This window comes from Treponema sp. OMZ 840 (assembly GCF_050937815.1).
Classification (GTDB): domain Bacteria; phylum Spirochaetota; class Spirochaetia; order Treponematales; family Treponemataceae; genus Treponema_C.
The window spans coordinates 168,648-190,030 of record NZ_JACDIJ010000004.1 but is presented as its reverse complement, the minus strand read 5'-3'; the positions used below and the strand labels follow the sequence as shown (position 1 = coordinate 190,030).

Sequence of the window (21,383 nt, the reverse complement as noted above, 5' to 3'; positions counted from 1 at the left end):
GCCTTAACCTTAAGCCGTCCTAAATTGTAATTTTTTTTGATTTATGCTATATTCGGCCTATGGCGGATTCTTATATCTACGGGCGCGAAAAGCTGTCTTTTAAACTTCTTATCGAATTGTATGCCGTATTTTTTAAAATCGGCTTGTTTACCTTCGGCGGCGGTCTTGCCATGCTTCCCATGCTTACCGACGAACTGTCGATAAAACGCGGCTGGGTAAACCGCGATGAACTTGTCGATTATTTTGCAATAGGGCAGTGTACGCCCGGAATTATTGCGGTAAACGTTGCAACCTTTGTCGGGTATAAAAAACAGGGCGTCATCGGCGGCGTTATCGCAACGCTGGGAATGGTTGCGCCTTCCATTATCGTTATAAGCCTTTTAGCTTTGTTTTTTTCGAATTTTGCCGACGCCGTTACGGTACGCAAAGCGTTTTCGGGTATAAATATAGCGGTTGCCGCCCTGTTAACAAAGGTGGTGTTTACCTTTATAAAAAAAGCCGTTCATAGTGTTTTTCATGCAGCGGTGTGTGCTGCCGCCTTTGTAGCCGCCGTTTTTTTCCGTGTGCATACCGCATGGATAATCGCCGCCGCCTTGTTTACGGGAACTTGCGTGTATTTGTACGAACGCCGAAAAGTACGCCGCGGCGCATCCCCTTTGGAAGGAAAAAACAAATGACACTGTGGGCTCTGTTTTGGCGTTTTTTCTTTATCGGTTTGTTTACGATAGGCGGCGGCCAAGTTGCAATAACCCTTATGTACCAAGAGCTTGTAGAAAGCGGCATTATAAGCGCCGAACTGTTTTACAATATGCTTGCCGTTTCCGAATCAACCCCCGGCCCCATCGGTATAAATATGGCAACGTATTTGGGAACGGAACTATTCGGCGTATGGGGCGGCATTATTACAACACTGGGAACGGTAAGCCCGTCGATTATCGTTATCGTAATAATTGCACGCTATTTTACTCGTATGCAAGACACACTTGCGGTAAAAAGTTTTTTTTCGGTACTGCGCCCCGCCGCAGCCGGCCTTGTGTGCATTGCGACATGGAACGTCTTTAAAATTTCCGTTGTGCTTTTGAACAAAGCCCGGCAAAGCGGGTTGTGGTATGACGCCCTTGAGTTTCCGCGTATTATTGCGTGGCTTTTGTTTACCGTTTTGCTTTTTAAAACAAAGCTGCCGGCAATTTTGTACATTGTACTCGGAGCGGCGTTCGGCTTACTTTTTTTATAAGATTTTAAAGCAAGGCTGCCGTAACGGATTGGTGCTCAAAGATGTTCGGCAGCCCGCATTTTTTAAGTTTTTCAAGCGCTTTAAGCTTTTTAGGTTTTTTAGACTTGTAAACCTTTAGGCCTTTTAAGCTTTTTTGGAACCGGTTTTTGCCAATTCGCTTATCGAAGTAACGATTCCCGCAAGGTTTTGAATATCCGAAGGAATGATTATCTTGGTTGCCTGACCGTTTGCCGCTTTTTCAAGCGCTTCCAAACTGCGAAGCCGTATAACCGCTTCGTCTGCGGCTACGCTTTTAATCATTGCAAGACCGTCTGCCGTCGCCTTTTGCACTTCCAAAATAGCCTGCGCTTCGCCCTCGGCTTTTTTAATGGCCGCTTCTTTTGCCGCCTCGGCTTCCAAAATCAGCGAAGCTTTTTTACCCTCGGCGACCAAAATAGCCGACTGCTTTTGCCCTTCGGCAATCAATATGGATTCGCGGCGTTCGCGCTCGGCGCGCATTTGTTTTTCCATCGCTTCTTGAATGGAATCCGGCGGTATAATGTTTTTTACTTCGACACGGTTTACCTTAATGCCCCAAGGGTCGGTCGCTTCGTCCAAAATGCTTCTCATGCGCGTATTGATAACATCGCGGCTGGTAAGGGTTCCGTCCAATTCAAGTTCGCCGATAATGTTACGCAGCGTGGTTGCCGAAAGATTTTCTATCGCGTTCATCGGATTTTCAACCCCGTAAGTGTACAGCTTGGGGTCGGTTATTTGAAAGTAAATAACCGTATCGATCATCATCGTAACGTTGTCTTTTGTAATAACCGGCTGGGGCTTAAAATCGAGTACCCGCTCTTTAAGCGAAACCCTGTTTGCAATGCGGTCGATAAAGGGGATTTTTACATGAATACCGACCTGCCAGGTTGCGATGTAAGCGCCCAGTCGCTCGACGATAAAAGCTTTTGACTGCGGAACGATTCTGATGTTCGGAATGATGACAATCACAATCAATAAAATAACCGCAAACAATACATATACAGACATAATTCCTCCTGAATTAATAAATTAAGAATTTGTGTAATTACAACAATACATCACAGCGATTTGACGATACAGGTAACGCCTTCTATTTTTTCAATAATGCATTTGTTTCCTGCCGCAAGAAGCGTCCCGTCTGCGGTTTTGGCAGTCCACACCCTGCCTTCGATTTTTATTTCGCCTTTTTCAAACTCGCCTATGTCTTTTAGCACAAGCGCTTTTTGCCCGATAAGACTGTCGGCGTTTGTTTTTATTTTTCGTGCTTCCAGCTTTTTTTTGACAAAGGGACGGGTTAAAATCAAGAGAGTGCAGGCAATGATTAAAAATAAAAATACTTGAAGTACCGGCGGTATCGGTAACAGCGACACAAAAACCGTAATAAGGGCAGCTATTGCAAACCATATTGTCGTAAGCTGCATAGTCAGCATTTCGGCGACAAAACACAGTACGGCAATAATAAACCAAAGCCACGGCATATTTTGAATAAACACATCTTTCATACCGCAACTATAGCGTATTTTTTGTTTTTATGCTACGGCACACAAGGCCCGTGTGTGCGGATAAATGATAAGGGGTAATGAGTTAATTACCCGTTATAAATTATTCTCAACATTTTTTCTCCTAAACTCTTGCAGAGTACGGCATATTAGGTTATTATAATTGTATTGAACATTCTTAGTGCGGCCCGCAAATCCTTATGACGAGGGGACCCATGCACGGTAATACCGGTACAACATCCATATTTTTTTGCACAAAAAACCGTCAAGGTACTTGACAAAGCCGAACGCGCCCCCATAATTACTCAGCACTCAGCACCGGCATAAAAGCTCTCTGCGGGGCAGCTCGCTTTTATGCAACGAGTTTCGGCGGCGCAGCCGGCGAAACTCGCGGATAGACAGCTGTAAATTTACATTTTCAAAAAGCACACAAACAAGCATTCTCATACCCAAACGCGCAAAGCGGATTTTTCCGTTCTGTGCGTTTTTTGTATACACGGGTTCAAAACCGAGCCTCCTGCTCGGTTTTGAACTCGAGATGATATGTTTTTAATTATCGGGAATTATGATACTCTGGACTGACGGGACCAGGGGGCAGGCAGCAGGTTTACGCAAAACGTGAGGAAAGTCTTTATAACAAAGAGCGAACCTCGTACTCGAGATTAACCTAAACCTGCCGCCGTAAATCGACACCCTTTCAGGTGTCGTTCTCATAAAGTGGTTGCAGTCGGAATGAATAGTCTTTATTGCTCCCTAACGGGAACGACTATTCATTCCTCCGCACGAATCAAAGTGCGGCCGCACGTCAATCGTGCGTACCGCGAATAGGAGTTACGGTGATCAGAAAACCGGTAATTGCTCCCAATCCTTATTTTATACATAAGGAGCAGTATATGCAAGGGACAGGAAGATGGATTGGAATCGATTTGAGCAAAAGAACGTATGAACTACGTTACTTTGATCAAAAAGGCACAGTAGGCGGCACAGGCGGCTTAACAGGCATTGAAGGCAGAAGAAAACTGTATGCTAAATTAACCGCAGCAGATATCGTCGCTATTGAAGCGTGTAGCTTGGTTTTTGTGATGGAAAAGGAAATGAGAAGTATCGGCTGTCAGGTTGTTATCTTAAACCCGTCATCGTTAGCCGTTATTTATGCAAGCACAAAAAAGACGGATAAAGAAGATGCACTGAAATTAGCCCGTATGATTAAAGTGTATGAAAAAGAAGACTTGCCGATAGTAAGCCCGCCAAGCGACACAGAAATGTACCAAAGGAAATTGGTCAGTGAATATGCAGTATTAAAACGGGATAGGACACGGGAGATAAATCGCTTGCATGCCTTATTTTTACAGTGCGGGATAACGGATATAAAGAAAGCGGATTTAAGTACTGCACTACATAGAGCAGCGGTTTTTGAGCGATTAACCGGGTATGAAGCTGAACAAGGTCAACGGTTATGCAGACGGCTTGAGCTAATCGAAGGACAGATACAAGTATTAGATGAGAAGATAAAAATAGCATGTAAAGAAGATGATAACATTCAACGTGCAAAGACGATACCGGGAGTAGGAGATAAAACGGCACTGGCTTTTAGTGCGTATGTAGGAGATGGCAGCCGATTCAGCAATGCAAAACAGGTTGCCAATTATGTAGGACTTGTACCCAGAGTAGACAGTTCCGGTACGATAAATCGGTATGGCAGTATAGCGAAGAAAGGCAATGCATATGTGCGCTCACTGTTGTATCAGGCTGCATGGGCTGTTGTAAGAAGTAGTAATGGAGGACCACTAAAACAGAAATTTCTGTATATGAGTGCTGAGGGCAAGAGCAAGAAAAAGTCGATAACGGCAATAGCGCGTAAGATGGCGGAGTTGCTGTATACAGTTATAAAAACAAAGCAGATATATACGGCACGGCCGCTGTGTATGAATAAAGCAGTGTGTGTGCGTATACATGACAGACATTACAAGGAGAGGGAGCTGTCAAGCAGAAAAACAATATAACCTACTTGACAAAAAACATAGGAGATTTGGATGCGGCGAAACGCCGCATCCAAATCTCATTATCTAGAGCTTTTTTCCGCCGTCCGTGGCGGGCATAAAAACTCACATCCGTGTGAGTTTTTAACTCAAGTTCGCCTCAGGCGAACTTGGAGATATAAAGCTTTACCGAACGTCCTGTTCGGGATACAAAATAAATTCATAGTTTTTTTCGGAAAAAGTCTGTTTTTTTTCATATCAAACCTATAATGTTTAAAGAGAGCGGCTGAAATATCGCCGCTCTCTTTAACTCGAGTTTGTTTCAAAACCGCACATCCTGTGCGGTTTTGAATTCCAGTTTTGAGCATAGCTCAAAACTGATTACTAACGGCTTTCCTGCACATCCGTGTGCAGGATTTGAAACAGGATGTTTTACGTGCGGTATTTTACCGTCCAAAACATCGGGGATAATCGGCTTTAGGTGAGCACATTTGAAAATGTGTTCACTTGTAAAAATGGAGCTATTTCGGTGTGGTTCACTTGTGAAACAGTATAGGAAAGGTGAAGTATGACAAAGGCTAAATCCGCTGACGTGTTCAAAATCACTCTGCGCAACGATTATGCGTTTAAAAAGGTATTCGGCACGGAAGAAAACAAGGCTGTCTTACGGGATTTTTTAGACTGTGTGCTTGATATTCCGGCTCAAGACATTGAAGACTTGGAACTCTTGGATAAGGAGTTCCATATTGATTCCGTAAATGATAAAACGGGGATCTTGGATGTAAAACTGCGTCTTAAAAACGGTACCATAATTGACATTGAGATTCAAAACAGGTGGAATGATGAGTTTGTCCAGTGTACCGTTTTTTATTGGGCAAAGATGTATACAGAGAATTTACAAAAAGGTGACATGTATACAAAACTGCCCAAGTGTATTACAATAAACATAGTCGGTGAAGGTTTCAGGTTAAACGGTCTTTTGCACAGTGAATATCGGGTTCTTGAAAGACATCTGCATACTGAACTTTCCGATGAACTTGAGATTCACTTTTTGAACTTAGCTGCAGCAAAGAAACAGCCGGTACAGGGCGAGTCCGATGAGAAAACCGGACGGCTGGTAAATTGGCTAAAGTTTATAGAAACCGACGATAAGGAGGTGCGCGCAATGCTGGCGGATAATTCTCCTGTTATGGAACAGGCAAATGAAACGGTAGACGTAATGCTGCAAGACCCGAAAGAGCGGTGGCTGTATGAAAACCGCATGAAGTATGAACACGATAAGGCCTCTTGGGAACATTTCGGTTACACAAAGGGAATGGAAAAAGGCGCCCGTCAAAAAGCTCTGGAAACGGCAGCAGCCCTTAAGCGGCTTGGCGTTGAGCTCGATACGATATCTTCGGGTACGGGCTTATCCCGCGAGGAAATCGCACGACTATGAGTCCGCCCGGCACAAGCTTTCGTAAGGGAGCCGTGCGGCTTTATCAATACATGCCGTCCATACCGCCCATTCCGCCGCCGGGCATCGGAGCGGGGGGATTCTTTTCGGGAATGTCGGTAATAGCCGCTTCGGTGGTCAGCAGCAAACCGGCGATTGAAGCCGCGTTTTGCAGTGCCGAGCGGGTAACCTTTGCAGGGTCGATAATACCGGCTGCCATCATATCCTTCCATTCCATCTTGGCGGCGTCAAAGCCGATACCTTTAACTCGAGATTGCCAGCGGCAATCTCGCATACATATAAGTTTCAGTTCGCAATTCTGAAAAATTGCTCACTTATGCTCATTTGTATGTCGATACAGTTTTTTGTTGGCAGATTTAATAACGGTGGAAGCGTGAATGACACGCAAAAAATTCTGCACATCGTGCAAACGGGCGGCACAAATGGCGCCGTCCGTTTGCACGACGAGTTTTACTTCGCAAAACATCGCGGATTGATACGTTTAGGGAAGCAATTCTGAAGAATTGCTTCCCGGTAAAAAGCGTCAGTATTCATCTGTATGAACGCCGTGCTTTCTCCCCCTCATCCTTAAAACTTTCCGCCGCCCATCTTCACGCTTAAACTTAAACCTGCGCTGCTTTTTACCTGCGATTCGGGACTTAAAGGATAGATAAAGTTCGGACCTGCGCTGAAACCGATAAGGCGGTTCGGGTTCCACGAAAAGGTCAAAACGCTTATGCCCTGAAGCTCGGAAACGGCGAATTGCTGAAAAAGGTGCGCTCTTACTTTTTCCGTTCCTATTTTGTTTTGAGAAAGCGTACAGGCAATGTAGTGCTGCCCGATGTACCCCATCGACGCGATATTTTGTGCGGCGGTAACGGCGGGGTGCAAAAAGTTTTTATTTTGTGCTTCTTCAAAACCGGCTTTTATAATTGTCTGTACCGCTTTTGTGTTTTTATAGCCCGGACCGTTGTAAAAATACTGGGCCGCAATGCTTGTGTGCGTTTTGGCATTGCTGTACGAAGCTCCGGCCGTTGTCTGAAAAAAGGCTTTGTTTTTTTCCGTGTATGTGCTGTCGGCAGTATTTTTGTAATAAGTGTAATCGCTTCCCCATGCAAAAATACCTTCTGCAAATACGGCAACCTTTCCCGCAATGCTTCCCGACAGGGTTGTAACCAGTTTCGGCGCTTGCTCATACCTGTAGCGGCCGCCGATTCCCCATTCCCAGTTTCCGAACACGAATTCCGCCTTTGCCGCCAAAGCCGTGTTTTCGGTTTTAAAGCTGCTGTCCGTAGGCGGTAACAGATAAAACCACAGGTTGTGCTGGGTTCCGGGAATTACAATGTGAGTACGGAGCGATAGGGGGCCTTCTTTATCGGCTTCAGGGTCCTGCGGGTCAATCCGTGAAAGGTTGATAATATCCGCAGGGCTGTAAAAATAACCCGTGCCCCATTTTACCGCGTGTTTTCCGAAACGGAAAAAGGCAATATCTTTAAGCGAAAAATCGGTATACAATTCACGGATGGAAATATTTACCGCGCCGGGAACATTTACAAAAGCGGGAAGCTGTGCGCCGGCCGGAGGCAATATTGCGGGCGGAACAACGATGACCGCCTGCCCTGTAAGGGCTTTTTCAAAGGGAAAACCGAAGCTGAATTTGCCGTAAAGCTTTAAGTTTTCGACCGGACGCGCATCAAAAAAAAGGTTCGCGTTTAAAGTTGTTTTTAAGGTAGAATCGGGCTTGGGTTCATAGGGTTCCGCCCAGTTACAGCTCAATTTTAAAGACGAATCGAGCGAACCGCCGATACGGAGTTTTTCGCCTTCAAGCGAAAGCATAGCCTTTTGTAAATCGGCTTGAAATTTAAGCGGCCGGCCGCTTGTTGACGAATCCGAATCCGCTTGACCCGATGAGCTTTGCGCTTCATCGGGCGATACGAAAAGTTCTTCGTCGCCTCCGAACAATTCGTCTTCCAAAGAAGCGCTTTCGCTTGCTTCCTGTGCATACAAGCCGCCCCGTAAAACAGGCGCGCTGCGGGCTCCAAAGGCGGGCAATAACAAAAGAACTGCCGGTAAAAAAAAGGCCGGCGGTAAACGCAATGATTTTTTCATATCAGTTTATTTTCTCCAAATAGGCTTTTGTAAAAACGATGTCGGGGATTTTCGAATTGTCGAAATCCGCAAAAATCTGGGTTGTTTTTTCTCCCTTTACCAATTCGTTTATGTGGATTTGATGGACGGGAAGGGGCACCCCGTTTACCTTTGCATATTTGGGAACAAGGGTGGTTCTCATGTGGCGTCCGCTTGCCCCGTAGCTTTCCACTTTTAAAATCAGACCTTCGTCTTTTCTCACAAAAAACTTTTCCTGTGCGTAAGAAGCGTCTTTATCGAGGGCTTTGGCGGTTACCGCGTATACATCGAATTTACCGAGCTTGCTTTCTTCTATTTTGATGATTTCCCACGAATCTTTAAATTTTTCCTTTTTGTTTACATCGGACATTTTAGCGTCGCTGTTTGCCAAATTGCGTTTAAGGGACGAGTGGGTAAAACTGCGCGATATGGGGTCGTATGCCCAGAGGTTGTTTTTTTCCTGAAGGTAGCCGACACCCTTATCCGCTTCGGGGGCGATTTGCACCAGGCAGGTTTGGTCTTTTACGTCGCGCCGGAACAATTTGAATTGGGCGGCCTCTTTGGGTTCGTTCGGCTTTTCGATAATGAACGAAAGGGTACAGGTAAAATCTTCCAAAAAGTTGTTGTTAAAAAACGCTTTATCCATAATGCCGTACATCGTTTCGGTATCGGGCACTTGGGTAAAGGCAAGCATTGCGCACAAAAGAGCGCAAAATACAATCAGTGTTTTTTTGAATATAATGTTCATCATTACTCCTATAATTTTATTTTCCCGTCCGCAGCGCTTCGGCCGGAACCATGTTTGCCGCCTGCGATGCCGAGCCGAGTACCGTAAGCAGTGTTAAAACCCAAACGGTAAGGAATTTTACGGCAATCGGCACAAAGGATAAAATCCATGTAAAATGCCCATTTTTTGTAAAAACCGCAAACGAAGAATCCTTTGCAATCGGTATAAGGGCAAAAATCTGCATAATAATAAGGGCAAGTACAAAACCGGCTGCCGCCCCGATAATCGATAAAAACGAAGCTTCGGCAATAAACAGGGCGCGTATACTGCCGCGTCCGACTCCGCAGGAGCGCATAGTGCCGATTTCTCCCTTACGCTCGTGTACGATTATTTTAAAAGTATTTGAAATACCTATCATCGTAATAAGCAAAAGGGCGGCTAAAACGCCGAAGCTTATAAACTGCAATGTACGCATAAGGGTTACCATTTGCGGCGCAAAGTCGAAAAAAGTGACAACGGCGTATTTGGTGCCTTCCCATTTTCCGTCGCTCAGCTGCGAAAACATATAGTTTCCCGGATTGGACGGATTTGTTTTTTTTGCAAGGCTTCTATCGATAACCTCTGCGCTTTTTGCAAGCTTTTCCGCTATCTGATTTGCGGCCGTTTCCTGCATTTCCGGATTTTTAAGAAAAAGCGCATACACTTCCAAGCTGTCTTCGGGAAGCTGACTTATATTTTGTGCGTATTCGAAATTGATATAATTTGTAATACTGCCGAAAACCGAGCGGTCTACGGCAATACCTTCAATTTGCAGTTCGGCAACCGTCAGCTGTCCCGTTGCGGTTTCGGTTTCATATAAGACGACATCGTGAAGGCCGGCGTTTAAAGCTTTAGCGGTTGTTTCGGAAAGCAAAAGGGCGTTTTCTTTTTTCATGCCCTCCCAGCTTCCTTCTTTGAATAAAATACTGTCGTGCAGCAGCTTTTCGTTTTCAAAGTCGCAGCCGTCGATTTGCGAACTTGCTTCTTTACCTTCGAAGATGAGTTTGCCTTCGTTGCGCATCCGTTTTATAATGTATTCGGCTTCTATGCCGCTTTCTTTGACAATGCGTTCAACCGTTTGAACCGCTTGGCCGTCCAAATATGTTTGAGCTTCATCATCCTCGTCTTTGTCGGCCTCTTTTTGTGCACCGATTATGTATACGTGGCCGCCTACAACCTTTGCTATTTCGGCGTTCATGCTTTTTAAGGCGCCGGCGGTCATACCGTCCATAAACACAACGACTAAAAAGGCAAAGGCGACGGCAAGCAGCAGTAACATACTGCGCCTCTTTTGCCGGTTTAAGTTTTTGAATGCAATTTTCAATATATTCATTTGTAATTCCTTAACGGTTTATCGCTTCAAGCGGGCTGATTTTTAAGGCAAGCCGCACCGGATACCAGTTTGCAATGACTCCCGCCGCAAACATCGAAAACATTGTTCCGACAATCGACAGCATGGAAATATGTATGCGCATTCTTTTACCGCCGAACATAGCCGAAAGCGTTCTGTTCAATTCTATATCCAACGAGTTGACAATGAGGGCGGCTATAAGCGCGAGAATTACGCCGATACATACGCCTGCAAAAGACATAAAAAAGGATTCGGTAAAAAAGATTTTGCGTACAAAGCTTTTTTTAGCCCCGATTGCGCGCATGGTACCGATTTCCGCATTGCGCTGCATAACCGCGACAACCAGCGTATTCATAATGACTATTAAAACGGTAACCGCAAGAATTACCAGCATGGTTATAAACAACACGCGGGTTGCCCCTATTGCCTGAACGTAGGAGCGCATGCCGCCCTTCCAATTTAAAGCTTGCGCATTTATATTTTCTTCGGCAAACCAGGTGTTTAAATTTCTTACAAGGCTTGCGGTTTTTGACGAATCTTTAAGCTTGACGGCTATATGGTGCCACGCTTCGTTATCCGCAAGGTTCAGCCTGTCGCGCAGTTCCGTGCTTCCCAAAAGATTATCGAAATCGGTTTTGTTTTCGGCCGAAGCATCCTCTTCAAAAAGCGAAAAAGCGTCGTCGCTTCCGAACAATTCGTCTTCCGATTTTTCCGAAAGGCTTAAATCGATTGAATCGGGTATACTCGAAGCGGTACGCGCACCGAGTGTCATACCGGCAAGAATGCGGCCGGTGTCCGTGTCGGCATAGGCTATTTCCGATATCGCCGTGTCCGGATGTGCGTAGGTAAAAAAGCCCTTTACAAAGACCCGCTGCTGCTTTGCTTTTTTTCCCATAAGGGCAGTCATAATAATTTCATCGCCGGCTTTTAATTCCTTTGCATAATATTTTTCGTATTTTTCTTTTACTTCCGAAGGAATCAATACGAATTTTTCATTATCCGAAGAAGGATAATCGCCCTCGTATAATTCGGCTGTTTGGAAAACACTGCGGTATTTTTGCGGCTCTATGCCCAATGTGTACATATAAGGGCGTTCGCGCATATCGGCGAGTGCGGGTTTCCACGAATCGGGTAAATCGGCCGGTTTAAGAACGGACAAGGCAACCGTGGAAGAGGTAAAATCCCTTATTTCCGGCATCGAGCGCAGTTTGTCCGTAATTTTTTCGAAGGGCAGTACGTAGGGCATTTTCGGTAAATCCATGCTTACACTGATGCTTTGATATGCGCCCAAAAGCTCCACATTAACACCCTTTTGGTCCGACTTTCCCGTAATTAAAATATCGCCGGTAAAATCGCTTATGCACACATCGCGGGTTTGCTTCATTGCAAAATTCAAAATGCCCAAGCCCGATATAACAAAAAAAGTTCCCAAACCTATGAGCGACAGGGTAATAATCAGTTTTGCCTTGTTTGCAAAAAGATTTTTTGCCGCCATTTTTAAAACTATCGTATTCATCGTATTCCGCTTGTGCCTCTTATGCGTTCATCTTTACATCTTCGACGACAAGACCGTCCAAAATCTTAATGCGGTGGTTTGTCATATCGACAATCTTTGCGTCGTGGGTCGAAAAAATAAAGGTGGTTTTTATTTCTTTATTCACTTCTTTCATCAATTCAAGAATCTGATTACCCGTTTTGGAATCGAGGTTTGCCGTTGGCTCGTCGGCAAGCACTATGTGCGGCTTGGTAACGAGGGCACGTGCAATGGCAACCCGCTGGCGCTGACCGCCTGAAAGCTCGTTCGACTTGTGATGCTTCCATTCGGTAAGGCCGACCTTTTCGATAAGGTAGTCAATCCATTCGGCCGTCTGCGTCTTTGTTCCCTTAGGCGCTCCGAACAAAAGCGGAAACTCGATATTTTCATACACGTTTAAAACCGGAATCAGGTTAAATGATTGAAAAATAAAGCCCAAATACTCGTGGCGAAGCGAGGTCATTTTTTTATCGAGTCTTCCGGGAATTTTTACCTTTTTATTTTGACTTTTCGAAAGAGAGGTAAAATCGGCCTCCGCATAAATATTTTCATCGTTAATGATAAGAGAGCCGCTTGTGGGCGTATCAATCAATCCTATCATATTTAAAATAGTGGATTTCCCCGAACCCGATGGTCCCGAAATGGACACAAACTCGCTCCGCTCAATCGAAAAATCCACACCCTTTACCGCTTCAACCTGCACCTTGCCTAAGGGGTAGGTTTTGCGTAAATCCTTTACCTGCACTATGGCCATATATCCTCCGATATAAATTGAACAATAACTGAACAATATCAATATAACAACAAATTGTTACCCTTGAATAGTATCTATTTTACAATACTATGTCAAGTATAATATATAAAAAATCGGAATTTGATGTTTTTCTTGACAAATTGAATTTTTGGGCAGATAATTAGTATACACGGATATCCGCTTTAATATGACGGTTTTGTTGCTGTACTGATGAACAGGGAGTTTCTGAATGAAGAATTCCCTGTTCATCTTTTTTTATATTCGCCGTTTTTAATCTTTTCGGGTATATAAAAAGTAGTAAACCGTAAAGGCAAGAGAGTGCATATTCTTAATATGGAGCAAGTTCTTTTGTCAATAGTCATTCTTTATCTGCTATTATAACGGAATGTATAAAAAGTTTTTGTTGACAAATTAAAAAACTCGCTATAGTATACATATGGGTATTATAGTTATACGTTTAACCGTTTTTGGAGGACATCAATATGCGTGCAACAATAAAAGATGTTGCAAAAAATGCCGGAGTGTCAATAGCGACTGTTTCTTATGTTATTCATAATAAAAAAGAATTAAGCCCGACTGTTAAACAACGCGTAATTGATGCAATGGCTCAATTACATTATAGACCAAATGTTAATGCCCAAAGTTTAAAAACAAATCGCACCAATAAAGTTGGCGTTATTGTTCCTGATATAGCAAATCCTTTTTTTAGTAATATTGTAAAAAAAATTGATGAGATTCTTCAGAAAAAAAATTTTCAATTAGTGCTATGTAATTCAAATTATCAAATTGAACGGGAAATTGCTATTTGTTCTTCATTTATACAAAGTGGGGGTGTTGATACATTAATTTTGATAGCACCACGTATGACAGATAAATCTTTGTATGAGCAAAGTCGTGATTACCCTTTTTTTGTTGTCGATAGGCCAGAAACTATTAAGACAAAGAATATTGTATTTGTTTATTCTGATAACTATTTGGGGTCTTCGCTTGTTGCTGAAAATTTTTTTAATCATGGATATAAGTCATTTGCTTGCATAACGGGATTAGAATCAGTTCCTAATGCAAATACGCGTTTGGAAGGTTTTCTTGATAAATTGATGGATTTAGGTTTTGATTCTAATAAAGTTATAATTGAGAGAGGAGAATTCACATTTGAAGATGGCTTCAAATGTATGCAAAATATTTTAAGACGTATAGAAAATATGAAAAAATTAGGTGTATTTGTTTGTAGTGATATAAGTGCATGGGGTGCAATGGAAGCTGTAAAAGAAATGGGATTGGCGATTGGAGAAAATATTGGAATTCATGGATATGATAATATTTTTATGTCGCAATTTTTTAATCCGGCATTGACGACTGTAAAAACACCGTCAGATGAAATGGGAGAGGAGGTGGCCAATATGGTTCTTGATTATGTTACGAAGCAGAAGAAAATAACAGATTGTCATTCCAGGATATTAAGTGCAAGTTTAGTAGAAAGGAATTCAGTATAAGCTTTTATTATAATCAATGGTTAAACGTTTAACCATTGATTATACCTGTCCCTACTTCATATAAAAAAGGTTTGTGTTACAAACTTGGAATTAAATATATGGGTTTTAGGAGTTAGAAATGAAACGACGAGGAATCTTAAACAGTGAATTGTCCAAACTGGTAGCAAAAATGGGACATGGTGATTTGATCTTAATTGGAGATATCGGTTGTCCTTTTCCAAGGCATGAGATGACAAAAACAGTTGATCTTGCTATTACTGACGGGGTACCGAAAGTTACAGATGTTCTAAAAGTTGTTATGGAAGAATTGGTTGTTGAAGGATACATTGTTGCAGAAGAAACAAAAAAAATAAATCCTGAGCACTATGCTGCATACAAAGCTATTATCGAAAACTATCAAAATAAAGACAGGCCTCTTATAGAACAGATTCTGCCGCACAGCAAAATCAAAAATATGTGGCTCAATGGTGCAATTGAAGGAGAAGAAGTCAAAGTTTTTGTTCGAACGGGGGAAAGAAGCCCTTATGATTATATTTTCCTTCGAGCAGGTGTTGATTTCTAATTGTAAATGAATGCCAGTAGATTTGCGAGGAGATAATGAAATGAAATTTAATGATATCTTTACGGTTAGGAAACCCATAATAGGTATGGTTCATGTTCATCCGCTACCCGGTTCTTCTTTATATGATAAGAATGCAATGGATATTAAAAAAATTACTTCTGTAGCAGTAGAAGAAGCTAAGAAGTTAGAGGCAGCCGGTGTTGATGGGCTTCAGGTAGAAAACATATGGGATTTTCCATATCAAAAAGCGGAAACATTATCTCCTGCCACTATTGCAGCTTTAGCAGTAGTAACTTCTCATGTTATAGAAAATGTTTCTATACCAGTTGGAGTGAATTGTCATTTTAATGCAGCTGAGGCCGCTCTTGTGGTAGCGATAGCAAGTGGTGCAAAGTGGATTCGCATATTTGAGTATTGTGGAGCCTTTATTTCGCAAGTCGGTTTTATAGATTCGATAGGTGCATCTGTTTCTAGAATGCGGTCATATTTAGATGCAAAAGAAATTTTATTTTTGTGTGATGTAAACGTAAAATTAGGATCACACTTTATTATCAATGATCGTTCTGTTGCTGAACAGGCACAAGATATTGAACAAGAGGGAGGGGATAGCGTCATTGTTACAGGTTTTAAAACGGGAATGGCACCTTCTGTTGAAAAAATACAAGAAGTAAAGACTGCGGTAAGTATTCCTGTTTTACTTGGAAGCGGGGTTACTATTAAAAACGTAAAAGACTTATTAAGTGTGGCGGACGGAGCTATTATTGGATCTTGGTTTAAAGAAGGCAATGATTGGAAGAACTCCGTATCTTATCAAAGGGTTTTTGATTTTATGAACGTTATACGCGGATTGAGAAAGGAAATAAGATGAGTAAAAAGATTTTATGTATGGGTGCTATTAATATTGATTTAACTATGTATGCCTCTTGTATACCTAAGCCGGGCGAAACTGTCGTTACAGATAATTTTAGCACTTTTCCTGGTGGTAAAGGTGGAAATCAAGCAGCAACAATTGGAAAATTAGGTGGAAATGTCGCATTTTTTACAAAAATGGGAAATGATAGTTTTTCTAATCAACTAAAAGAAAATCTTAAAGATTCTGGTGTTGATATTTCACCGATTATAGTAAATGCAGGTTTGACCAGTGGTATAGCTATGATTATGGTTGATGCAAACGCACAAAACAGTATTATGTTTACACCAGGCGGTAATGCATATCTTTCCATTGATGACATTTGTCAGTATGAGGATTTATTTTCTGAGTACGATATTCTGGAAATAACCTTGGAAATTAATCCGGATGTTGCTTACGAAGCTATACGTATAGCTCATAGGCATGATATGACAGTGGTGCTTGATCCTTCTCCTATGCCAATTACTGGTATTCCCGATAGGATAGCAAGTATGATTGATTATATAAAGCCGAATGAGATTGAAGCTGAATTATTGGCAGGAATACAAGTTAAAGATGAAGAAAGTGCACGGAAATCATTAGACAGTTTAATAAAAAAAGGATTCAAACATCCAATATTAACAGTAGGGTCTAGAGGCCTATATACCTATAATGATGGAACTTTGATAACATTACGTCCCTATCCTGTGACAGCAATAGATACTACTGCTGCTGGAGATATTTTTTTAGGAGCTTTTACGGTATCTCTTGCACAAGAAAAAACATTTTTGGAGTGTTTAGAGTATGCAATAGCTGCAGCATCGTTGAGCGTTACAAAAAAGGGTGCACAAACGTCAATTCCTACAAAGGAAGAAATTAATGTTTTATTAGCTTAATCTATATAAACTGGGGACTGTTTTTTATGGATGAGATTATATTGCAATTAAAGGAAATCGATAAAACCTTTGGTGGTATACATGCTGTCAATTCCGTGAACTTTACTTTACGAAAAGGTGAAATTCATGCATTGCTTGGAGAGAATGGTGCAGGAAAATCAACCTTAGTGAAGATTCTTACCGGAGTTATCCAGGCGGATAATGGAAAGATATTACTTGATAACGAAGAGGTTATAATTGAAAGTCCGATAGGAGCTCGAAGAAAAGGTATAGGAGTAATTTATCAAGAACTTAGTTTGATTGATTCACTGACTGTAGGAGAGAATATTTTTTTAGGACATGAACCCCAAAAAAGATTTGGATTATATGATTACAAAAGTATGTATGAGAAGAGCGAAAGTTTTCTTCGTCAATTTGATATTGCTATTGATGTTCATAAACTAATTTCCGATTTACGCCCTGGCGAAAAACGTATTATTGAAATTATAAAGGCATTAGCATTAAATGCACGTATTCTACTATTAGATGAACCAACAACTGGAATGTCACAAAAAGAAATAAATGCATTGTTTAAAATTATGCATACACTTACAGAAAAAAATGTCAGTATGATTTATATATCACATTACCTTGATGAAATTTTCAGAATCTGTGATAGAGCAACAGTTCTTAGAGATGGGCAAGTGATAAATACTTATCAGGTTAAAGATATTACAAGTGAAACTCTTATCAAAGCAATGATAGGTCATACAGTTCAAAAAAAAGCAAAAAATAAACAAGTCTTAATTGATGAAGAGGTTATTAAGTTGGACAATTTTAAAACAGATTTAATGCAAAAACCTATTTCTTTAACTGTACACAAAGGTGAAATAGTTGGTGTGACTGGCATCATTGGTTCTGGGAAAAGTGAGCTAGCCAATTCTATTTTTGGAATTGGAAAGATTTTACAGGGAAAGGTCTTTTTACACCACAAAGAAATCAGAATCGGCTCTCCATTAGCCGCCCGTAGACAGGGTATTGCCTTAATTCCTGAGGACCGAAAAACTCAAGGGCTGTTTTTGAAAGATACCATTATTGATAATTTGATGATAGTTAATATAGCAGCAGAAGAGAATAAATACGGACTAATTAATCGTAAACGTGCTGTTAAAGTGGCAAGAGAAATAGGTTCTGCTGTAAAAATACATCCTCTTATACCAGATATGATTGTAGGTAATTTATCAGGAGGGAATCAGCAAAAAGTTGTTATAGGAAAATGGCTTTCAATGGATCCTGATTTAATTATTATGGATGAGCCGACACGAGGAATTGATGTCGGTGCGAAAAATGAAATATACAACCAAATATACAGTTTTGCAAATGCAGGCAAAGGTCTCTTGGTTTTTTCTTCTGAATATCAAGAACTCATAAATCTTTGTGATCGTATTTTGGTTATTCGCCAGGGAGAAATTGTTGGTGATTTTTTTAATACCAATATAGCCGGTGAAAAAATTCTATCATTATCATTGGGAGGAGAATAGAAAGATGGGGCAATATAAAAAGATAGACATAAAAAAAATTTTTTCTAGTGAAATTGGGTTGCTTCTAGTTCTCATAGTATTGGGACTTATATTTTCGTTTACATCGCCTAGTTTTTTTACTACGGCAAATCTTTTAAATATTAGTCGACAGGTTTCCATTGTATTAATTATTTCTATAGGGATGCTCTGTGTTATTTTATGTAGTGAAATAGATTTATCCGTTGGTGCGATTGTTGCTCTCTCTGGAGTTGGATGTGCCATTATTTTGCGTTCAACCGGATCTATTGTTTTGGCGATCGTTATTCCTTTAGTTATAGGTTCTGTTCTCGGTGTTATTAATGCTATTTTTGTTGTTCATTTTTATATACCTTCTTTTATTGTTACTTTAGCAATGATGATGATTATTAGAGGGATTGCTTTAGTTTGGACTAATGGACGTGCAATTGCAGGATTGCCCCGCAATTTTGCAGTTTTAGGAGCTGGTTATATAGGAATAATACCTGTTTCGACACTATTGTGTGTTGTTTTGTTATTTTTTGCATATTTAGTGCTTCAAAAAACAAGACATGGTGTTTATATGAAAGCTATCGGTGCAAATCTTGAAGCAGCAAATTTATCCGCTATACCCATTAAAACGTATAAAACAGCGGCATTCTTAGTTTCTGGACTTATGTCCGGTATTGGGGGAATTATTACAACAAGTAGATTATTATCTGCTCAGGCAATTGCAGCAGAAGGAATGGAGATGGATGTACTTTCAGCGGTAATTCTTGGAGGAGCATCCTTATCTGGAGGAAAAGGAACGATAACAGGTACTATTTTAGGTGCATTAATTATTGGGGTTATAAATAATGGTATGAATCAACTTGGTCTAAGTGCGTTTTATCAGCAGATAGTAAAAGGCTCTATTATCATCGCGGCAGTTTTTGTTCGAAGACGAAAGCACAATTAGCATAAAGCGGGAAAACCACTCGTTAGGAGGTATATTATGAAAAGAGTAGCATGTTTTGTGTTGGTTGTTACACTTATAATGAATGTAACATTTGCTTCTGGAAACAAAGACAGCAAAAAAGGAGGTATTACAATTGGATTTGCTGTTTCTACTTTAGCTAACGATTTCTTCATGACGATGCAAGATGCGGGGATTGCAAAAGCTAAAAAAGAGGGATTTACATTAATTACACTAGATGCACAAGATTCATCAGAAATCCAAGTGAATCAAGTGGAGGATTTAATTAATCGAAAGGTTGATTTAATTATTCTTAATCCTTGTGATTCTAACGCTATTGGAACGGCTGTACTACAAGCCAATAGTGCGGGTATTCCTGTAATCACAATAACCAGAGCATCTAATCTCGGTAAAGTTGTCCAGCATTTGGATATTGATAATAAAGAGGCAGGAAAATTAATTGCACGACAGATGATTGAAGATTTGAATGGCACTGGCAAAGTTGCAATTCTTGAGGGAATCCCTGGTGCTTCTTCTACTAATGATCGTGAGGCGGGTTTTATTGATACGATAAAAGGTACAAGGATAAAAGTTGTTGTATCGTTAACTGCACATTACAATCGAGATGAAGGCGCGAATGTTACAGAAGATATTCTACAGGCCCATCCTGATATTGTTGCAATATATGCCCACAATGATGAAATGGCGCTTGGCGCGGTTCGAACAATTGATGCGGCCGGTTTAAAAGGAAAAATCAAAGTGTATGGGATTGATGCCATCAATGAAGCTATAATAGCTATAAAGAATGGTGAAATTGCAGCAGATGTTCAACAGCAACCGGCTCTTCAAATGGAAACAGCGATTGATTCTGCTTTAAAGTATTTAAAAGGTGAAAAAGTGGAGGCCAGAGTCAACATTCCTTTAAAATTACTAAAAAAAAGTAATCTATAATTATATCAACCAGCATCGGATGTCTTTAGTGTAATAAGCATCCGATGCGCTCGATGCTCTATTTAGATTTTTCTCTAACGTATAAAAAGTAGTAAACCGTAAAGGCAAGAGAGTGCAAAAACCACGAAAGAGGATAACATACTATAATCCTCATAAAATCAGCCCCGGTGGCGGTTATATACAACATCCATACAACCCGCGAACCGCATATTGTAAGCAGAGATACAAGCATTGCGGCAAAGGTTTTTCCCGAGCCTCTTATTGAAGCGGAAAATAAATCGCCGAATACGTAAAAAACGTAAAAGGGAGCTATAAAATGCATTATGCGCACGGTAACGGCAATCACATCATAGTCGTTTGCACTTATAAACAGCTTTGCAAAAGTACCGCTGTACAAATACAACAGGGTGCTGATAATCAGCACGGTAAGGGTGCCGACCGCAACACCGAACAGGGTACCCGTTTTAACCCGGCCGATTTTTCCCGCACCGTAATTTTGGGCCGCACACACGGAAACCCCGTCGGCAACCGCTCCGACTGAAAACCATATTAAAAAATCAAGCTTTCCGCACAGTGCCCATGCCGCTATATTGTCGGTGCCCGAAGCGTTTATGCCCGATTGAATAAGTATGTTTGCTATAGGATAAAATGCAGATTGAATCCCTATCGGAACGCCGGTTATAAGAATACGCTTGAACGCTTCGGCGTGAAAACGCAGTTTTTTCGGATACAGTCTGCCCTCGGTTTTCGAGCATATCAATGCGGCAAGGGCAAAAACCGCGCTTATACATTGGGCTATTGAAGTTGCAAGGGCGGCTCCCGCGGTGCTCCATTTAAAATACCCTATAAAGAGTATATCCAAAGCGACATTCGCAAAGCAGGATATTATTAAAATATACAGGGGTGTTTTTGAATCGCCCAATGCACGAAGTATTCCTGCAGCAATGTTGTACAACATCATAAACACAAAACCCGCAAAATATATGTGTACGTATGACAAAGCGTAATCGTAAATTTCGGAAGGAACCGCAATAAGATGTAAAATATAAGGAGCGCAGAGAATACCCGCCGCCGATAAAACGGTTCCCCCTGCAAGGGCAAACAAAACCGCCGTATGAACGGCATTATCGAGTTTTTTAAAGTCTTTTGCTCCGTAGGAATAGGAAACCAGAATGGAAGCGCCGGCGGAAATGCCGGCAAAAAACAATACGGGAAGCCGTAACAGGGCATATACGGAATCTATAGCGGCCAAACCGATTTTTCCCGTATATTTTCCTATAATGACGGCATCGGCGGTAACGTAAAGCTGCTGCAAAACGGTACCGGCAAGTATGGGCAGTACAAAAATCACCAGTTTTTTTCGAAGCGCCCCTTCGGTAAAATCGATATTTTTTTGTACCGCCGCCTGCATTACCTCTCCTTACAC

Annotated in this window: 20 protein-coding genes and 1 pseudogene; 11 read left to right on the top strand and 10 right to left on the bottom strand. The window is 41.4% G+C overall.

Annotated elements, in window-relative coordinates; all coding sequences use genetic code 11:
- The first annotated feature begins 59 nt into the window (after window positions 1-59).
- The gene (locus H0R92_RS07995) at window positions 60-677 is read left to right on the top strand and encodes a chromate transporter (RefSeq protein ID WP_432962892.1); all 618 of its coding nucleotides are present in this window, start codon (window positions 60-62) and stop codon (window positions 675-677) included.
- Complete coding sequence (locus H0R92_RS07990) at window positions 674-1,234, top strand: chromate transporter (protein ID WP_432962890.1); 561 nt, start codon at window positions 674-676, stop codon at window positions 1,232-1,234. Before H0R92_RS07995 ends, H0R92_RS07990 begins: the two co-directional genes overlap by 4 nt.
- Before the next feature lie 123 nt (window positions 1,235-1,357).
- Here the strand turns inward: H0R92_RS07990 and H0R92_RS07985 are convergent, their stop codons facing one another.
- Window positions 1,358-2,260: an SPFH domain-containing protein gene (locus H0R92_RS07985; RefSeq protein ID WP_432962888.1), complete on the bottom strand. Its 903-nt coding sequence runs from the start codon at window positions 2,258-2,260 to the stop codon at window positions 1,358-1,360.
- A 50-nt stretch (window positions 2,261-2,310) separates the two neighbouring features.
- On the bottom strand, window positions 2,311-2,754 hold the full coding sequence (locus H0R92_RS07980) for an NfeD family protein (protein WP_432962887.1): 444 nt from the start codon (window positions 2,752-2,754) through the stop codon (window positions 2,311-2,313).
- 833 nt (window positions 2,755-3,587) lie between these two features.
- On the opposite strand from H0R92_RS07980, the gene H0R92_RS07975 reads away from it, so the two are divergent.
- Together H0R92_RS07975 and H0R92_RS07970 are read left to right on the top strand one after the other, a co-directional pair.
- Window positions 3,588-4,754 carry an IS110 family transposase gene (locus H0R92_RS07975; RefSeq protein ID WP_432962885.1) on the top strand — a complete coding sequence of 389 codons (1,167 nt, stop codon included), beginning with the start codon at window positions 3,588-3,590 and terminating at the stop codon, window positions 4,752-4,754.
- 544 nt (window positions 4,755-5,298) lie between these two features.
- Window positions 5,299-6,168 (top strand): Rpn family recombination-promoting nuclease/putative transposase, encoded by an 870-nt coding sequence (locus H0R92_RS07970; RefSeq protein ID WP_432962883.1) that lies wholly within the window; start codon window positions 5,299-5,301, stop codon window positions 6,166-6,168.
- A gap of 43 nt (window positions 6,169-6,211) precedes the next feature.
- Here the strand turns inward: H0R92_RS07970 and H0R92_RS07965 are convergent.
- The 7 genes and pseudogenes from H0R92_RS07965 to H0R92_RS07935 form a co-directional block, all read right to left on the bottom strand.
- A pseudogene (locus H0R92_RS07965) lies at window positions 6,212-6,430 on the bottom strand (TCP-1/cpn60 chaperonin family protein); the annotation flags it as partial.
- 66 nt (window positions 6,431-6,496) lie between these two features.
- Window positions 6,497-6,652 carry a hypothetical protein gene (locus H0R92_RS07960; RefSeq protein WP_432962881.1) on the bottom strand — a complete coding sequence of 52 codons (156 nt, stop codon included), beginning with the start codon at window positions 6,650-6,652 and terminating at the stop codon, window positions 6,497-6,499.
- Between the two features lie 101 nt (window positions 6,653-6,753).
- Entirely contained in the window at window positions 6,754-8,274 is a 1,521-nt protein-coding gene (locus H0R92_RS07955) for a hypothetical protein (protein ID WP_432962879.1), read from the bottom strand.
- A 1-nt stretch (window position 8,275) separates the two neighbouring features.
- On the bottom strand, window positions 8,276-9,043 hold the full coding sequence (locus H0R92_RS07950; protein WP_432962877.1) for an outer membrane lipoprotein-sorting protein: 768 nt from the start codon (window positions 9,041-9,043) through the stop codon (window positions 8,276-8,278).
- Between the two features lie 13 nt (window positions 9,044-9,056).
- Window positions 9,057-10,391: an ABC transporter permease gene (locus H0R92_RS07945; RefSeq protein ID WP_432962875.1), complete on the bottom strand. Its 1,335-nt coding sequence runs from the start codon at window positions 10,389-10,391 to the stop codon at window positions 9,057-9,059.
- Window positions 10,392-10,401: 10 nt separating this feature from the next.
- The gene (locus H0R92_RS07940) at window positions 10,402-11,925 is read right to left on the bottom strand and encodes an ABC transporter permease (protein ID WP_432962873.1); all 1,524 of its coding nucleotides are present in this window, start codon (window positions 11,923-11,925) and stop codon (window positions 10,402-10,404) included.
- Between the two features lie 19 nt (window positions 11,926-11,944).
- Window positions 11,945-12,697 carry an ABC transporter ATP-binding protein gene (locus H0R92_RS07935; RefSeq protein ID WP_428768851.1) on the bottom strand — a complete coding sequence of 251 codons (753 nt, stop codon included), beginning with the start codon at window positions 12,695-12,697 and terminating at the stop codon, window positions 11,945-11,947.
- A gap of 482 nt (window positions 12,698-13,179) precedes the next feature.
- Here H0R92_RS07935 and H0R92_RS07930 point away from each other — a divergent pair, with 482 nt between their 5' ends.
- The 7 genes from H0R92_RS07930 to H0R92_RS07900 all read left to right on the top strand — a co-directional run bounded on the left by H0R92_RS07930 (window position 13,180) and on the right by H0R92_RS07900 (window position 19,957).
- Entirely contained in the window at window positions 13,180-14,190 is a 1,011-nt protein-coding gene (locus H0R92_RS07930; protein WP_432962870.1) for a LacI family DNA-binding transcriptional regulator, read from the top strand.
- A gap of 118 nt (window positions 14,191-14,308) precedes the next feature.
- Window positions 14,309-14,752 carry a D-ribose pyranase gene (gene rbsD, locus H0R92_RS07925; RefSeq protein WP_432962868.1) on the top strand — a complete coding sequence of 148 codons (444 nt, stop codon included), beginning with the start codon at window positions 14,309-14,311 and terminating at the stop codon, window positions 14,750-14,752.
- Window positions 14,753-14,792: 40 nt separating this feature from the next.
- Entirely contained in the window at window positions 14,793-15,620 is an 828-nt protein-coding gene (locus tag H0R92_RS07920; RefSeq protein ID WP_432962866.1) for a BtpA/SgcQ family protein, read from the top strand.
- On the top strand, window positions 15,617-16,537 hold the full coding sequence (locus tag H0R92_RS07915) for a ribokinase (protein WP_432962864.1): 921 nt from the start codon (window positions 15,617-15,619) through the stop codon (window positions 16,535-16,537). Before H0R92_RS07920 ends, H0R92_RS07915 begins: the two co-directional genes overlap by 4 nt.
- Window positions 16,538-16,563: 26 nt before the next feature.
- Complete coding sequence (locus H0R92_RS07910) at window positions 16,564-18,057, top strand: sugar ABC transporter ATP-binding protein (protein ID WP_432962862.1); 1,494 nt, start codon at window positions 16,564-16,566, stop codon at window positions 18,055-18,057.
- A 4-nt stretch (window positions 18,058-18,061) separates the two neighbouring features.
- Complete coding sequence (locus H0R92_RS07905) at window positions 18,062-19,009, top strand: ABC transporter permease (RefSeq protein ID WP_432962860.1); 948 nt, start codon at window positions 18,062-18,064, stop codon at window positions 19,007-19,009.
- A 36-nt stretch (window positions 19,010-19,045) separates the two neighbouring features.
- Entirely contained in the window at window positions 19,046-19,957 is a 912-nt protein-coding gene (locus tag H0R92_RS07900) for a substrate-binding domain-containing protein (RefSeq protein WP_432962858.1), read from the top strand.
- Between the two features lie 58 nt (window positions 19,958-20,015).
- Here H0R92_RS07900 and H0R92_RS07895 read toward each other — a convergent pair whose 3' ends face one another.
- Window positions 20,016-21,368: an MATE family efflux transporter gene (locus H0R92_RS07895; RefSeq protein WP_432962856.1), complete on the bottom strand. Its 1,353-nt coding sequence runs from the start codon at window positions 21,366-21,368 to the stop codon at window positions 20,016-20,018.
- Between the last annotated feature and the right edge of the window lie 15 nt (window positions 21,369-21,383).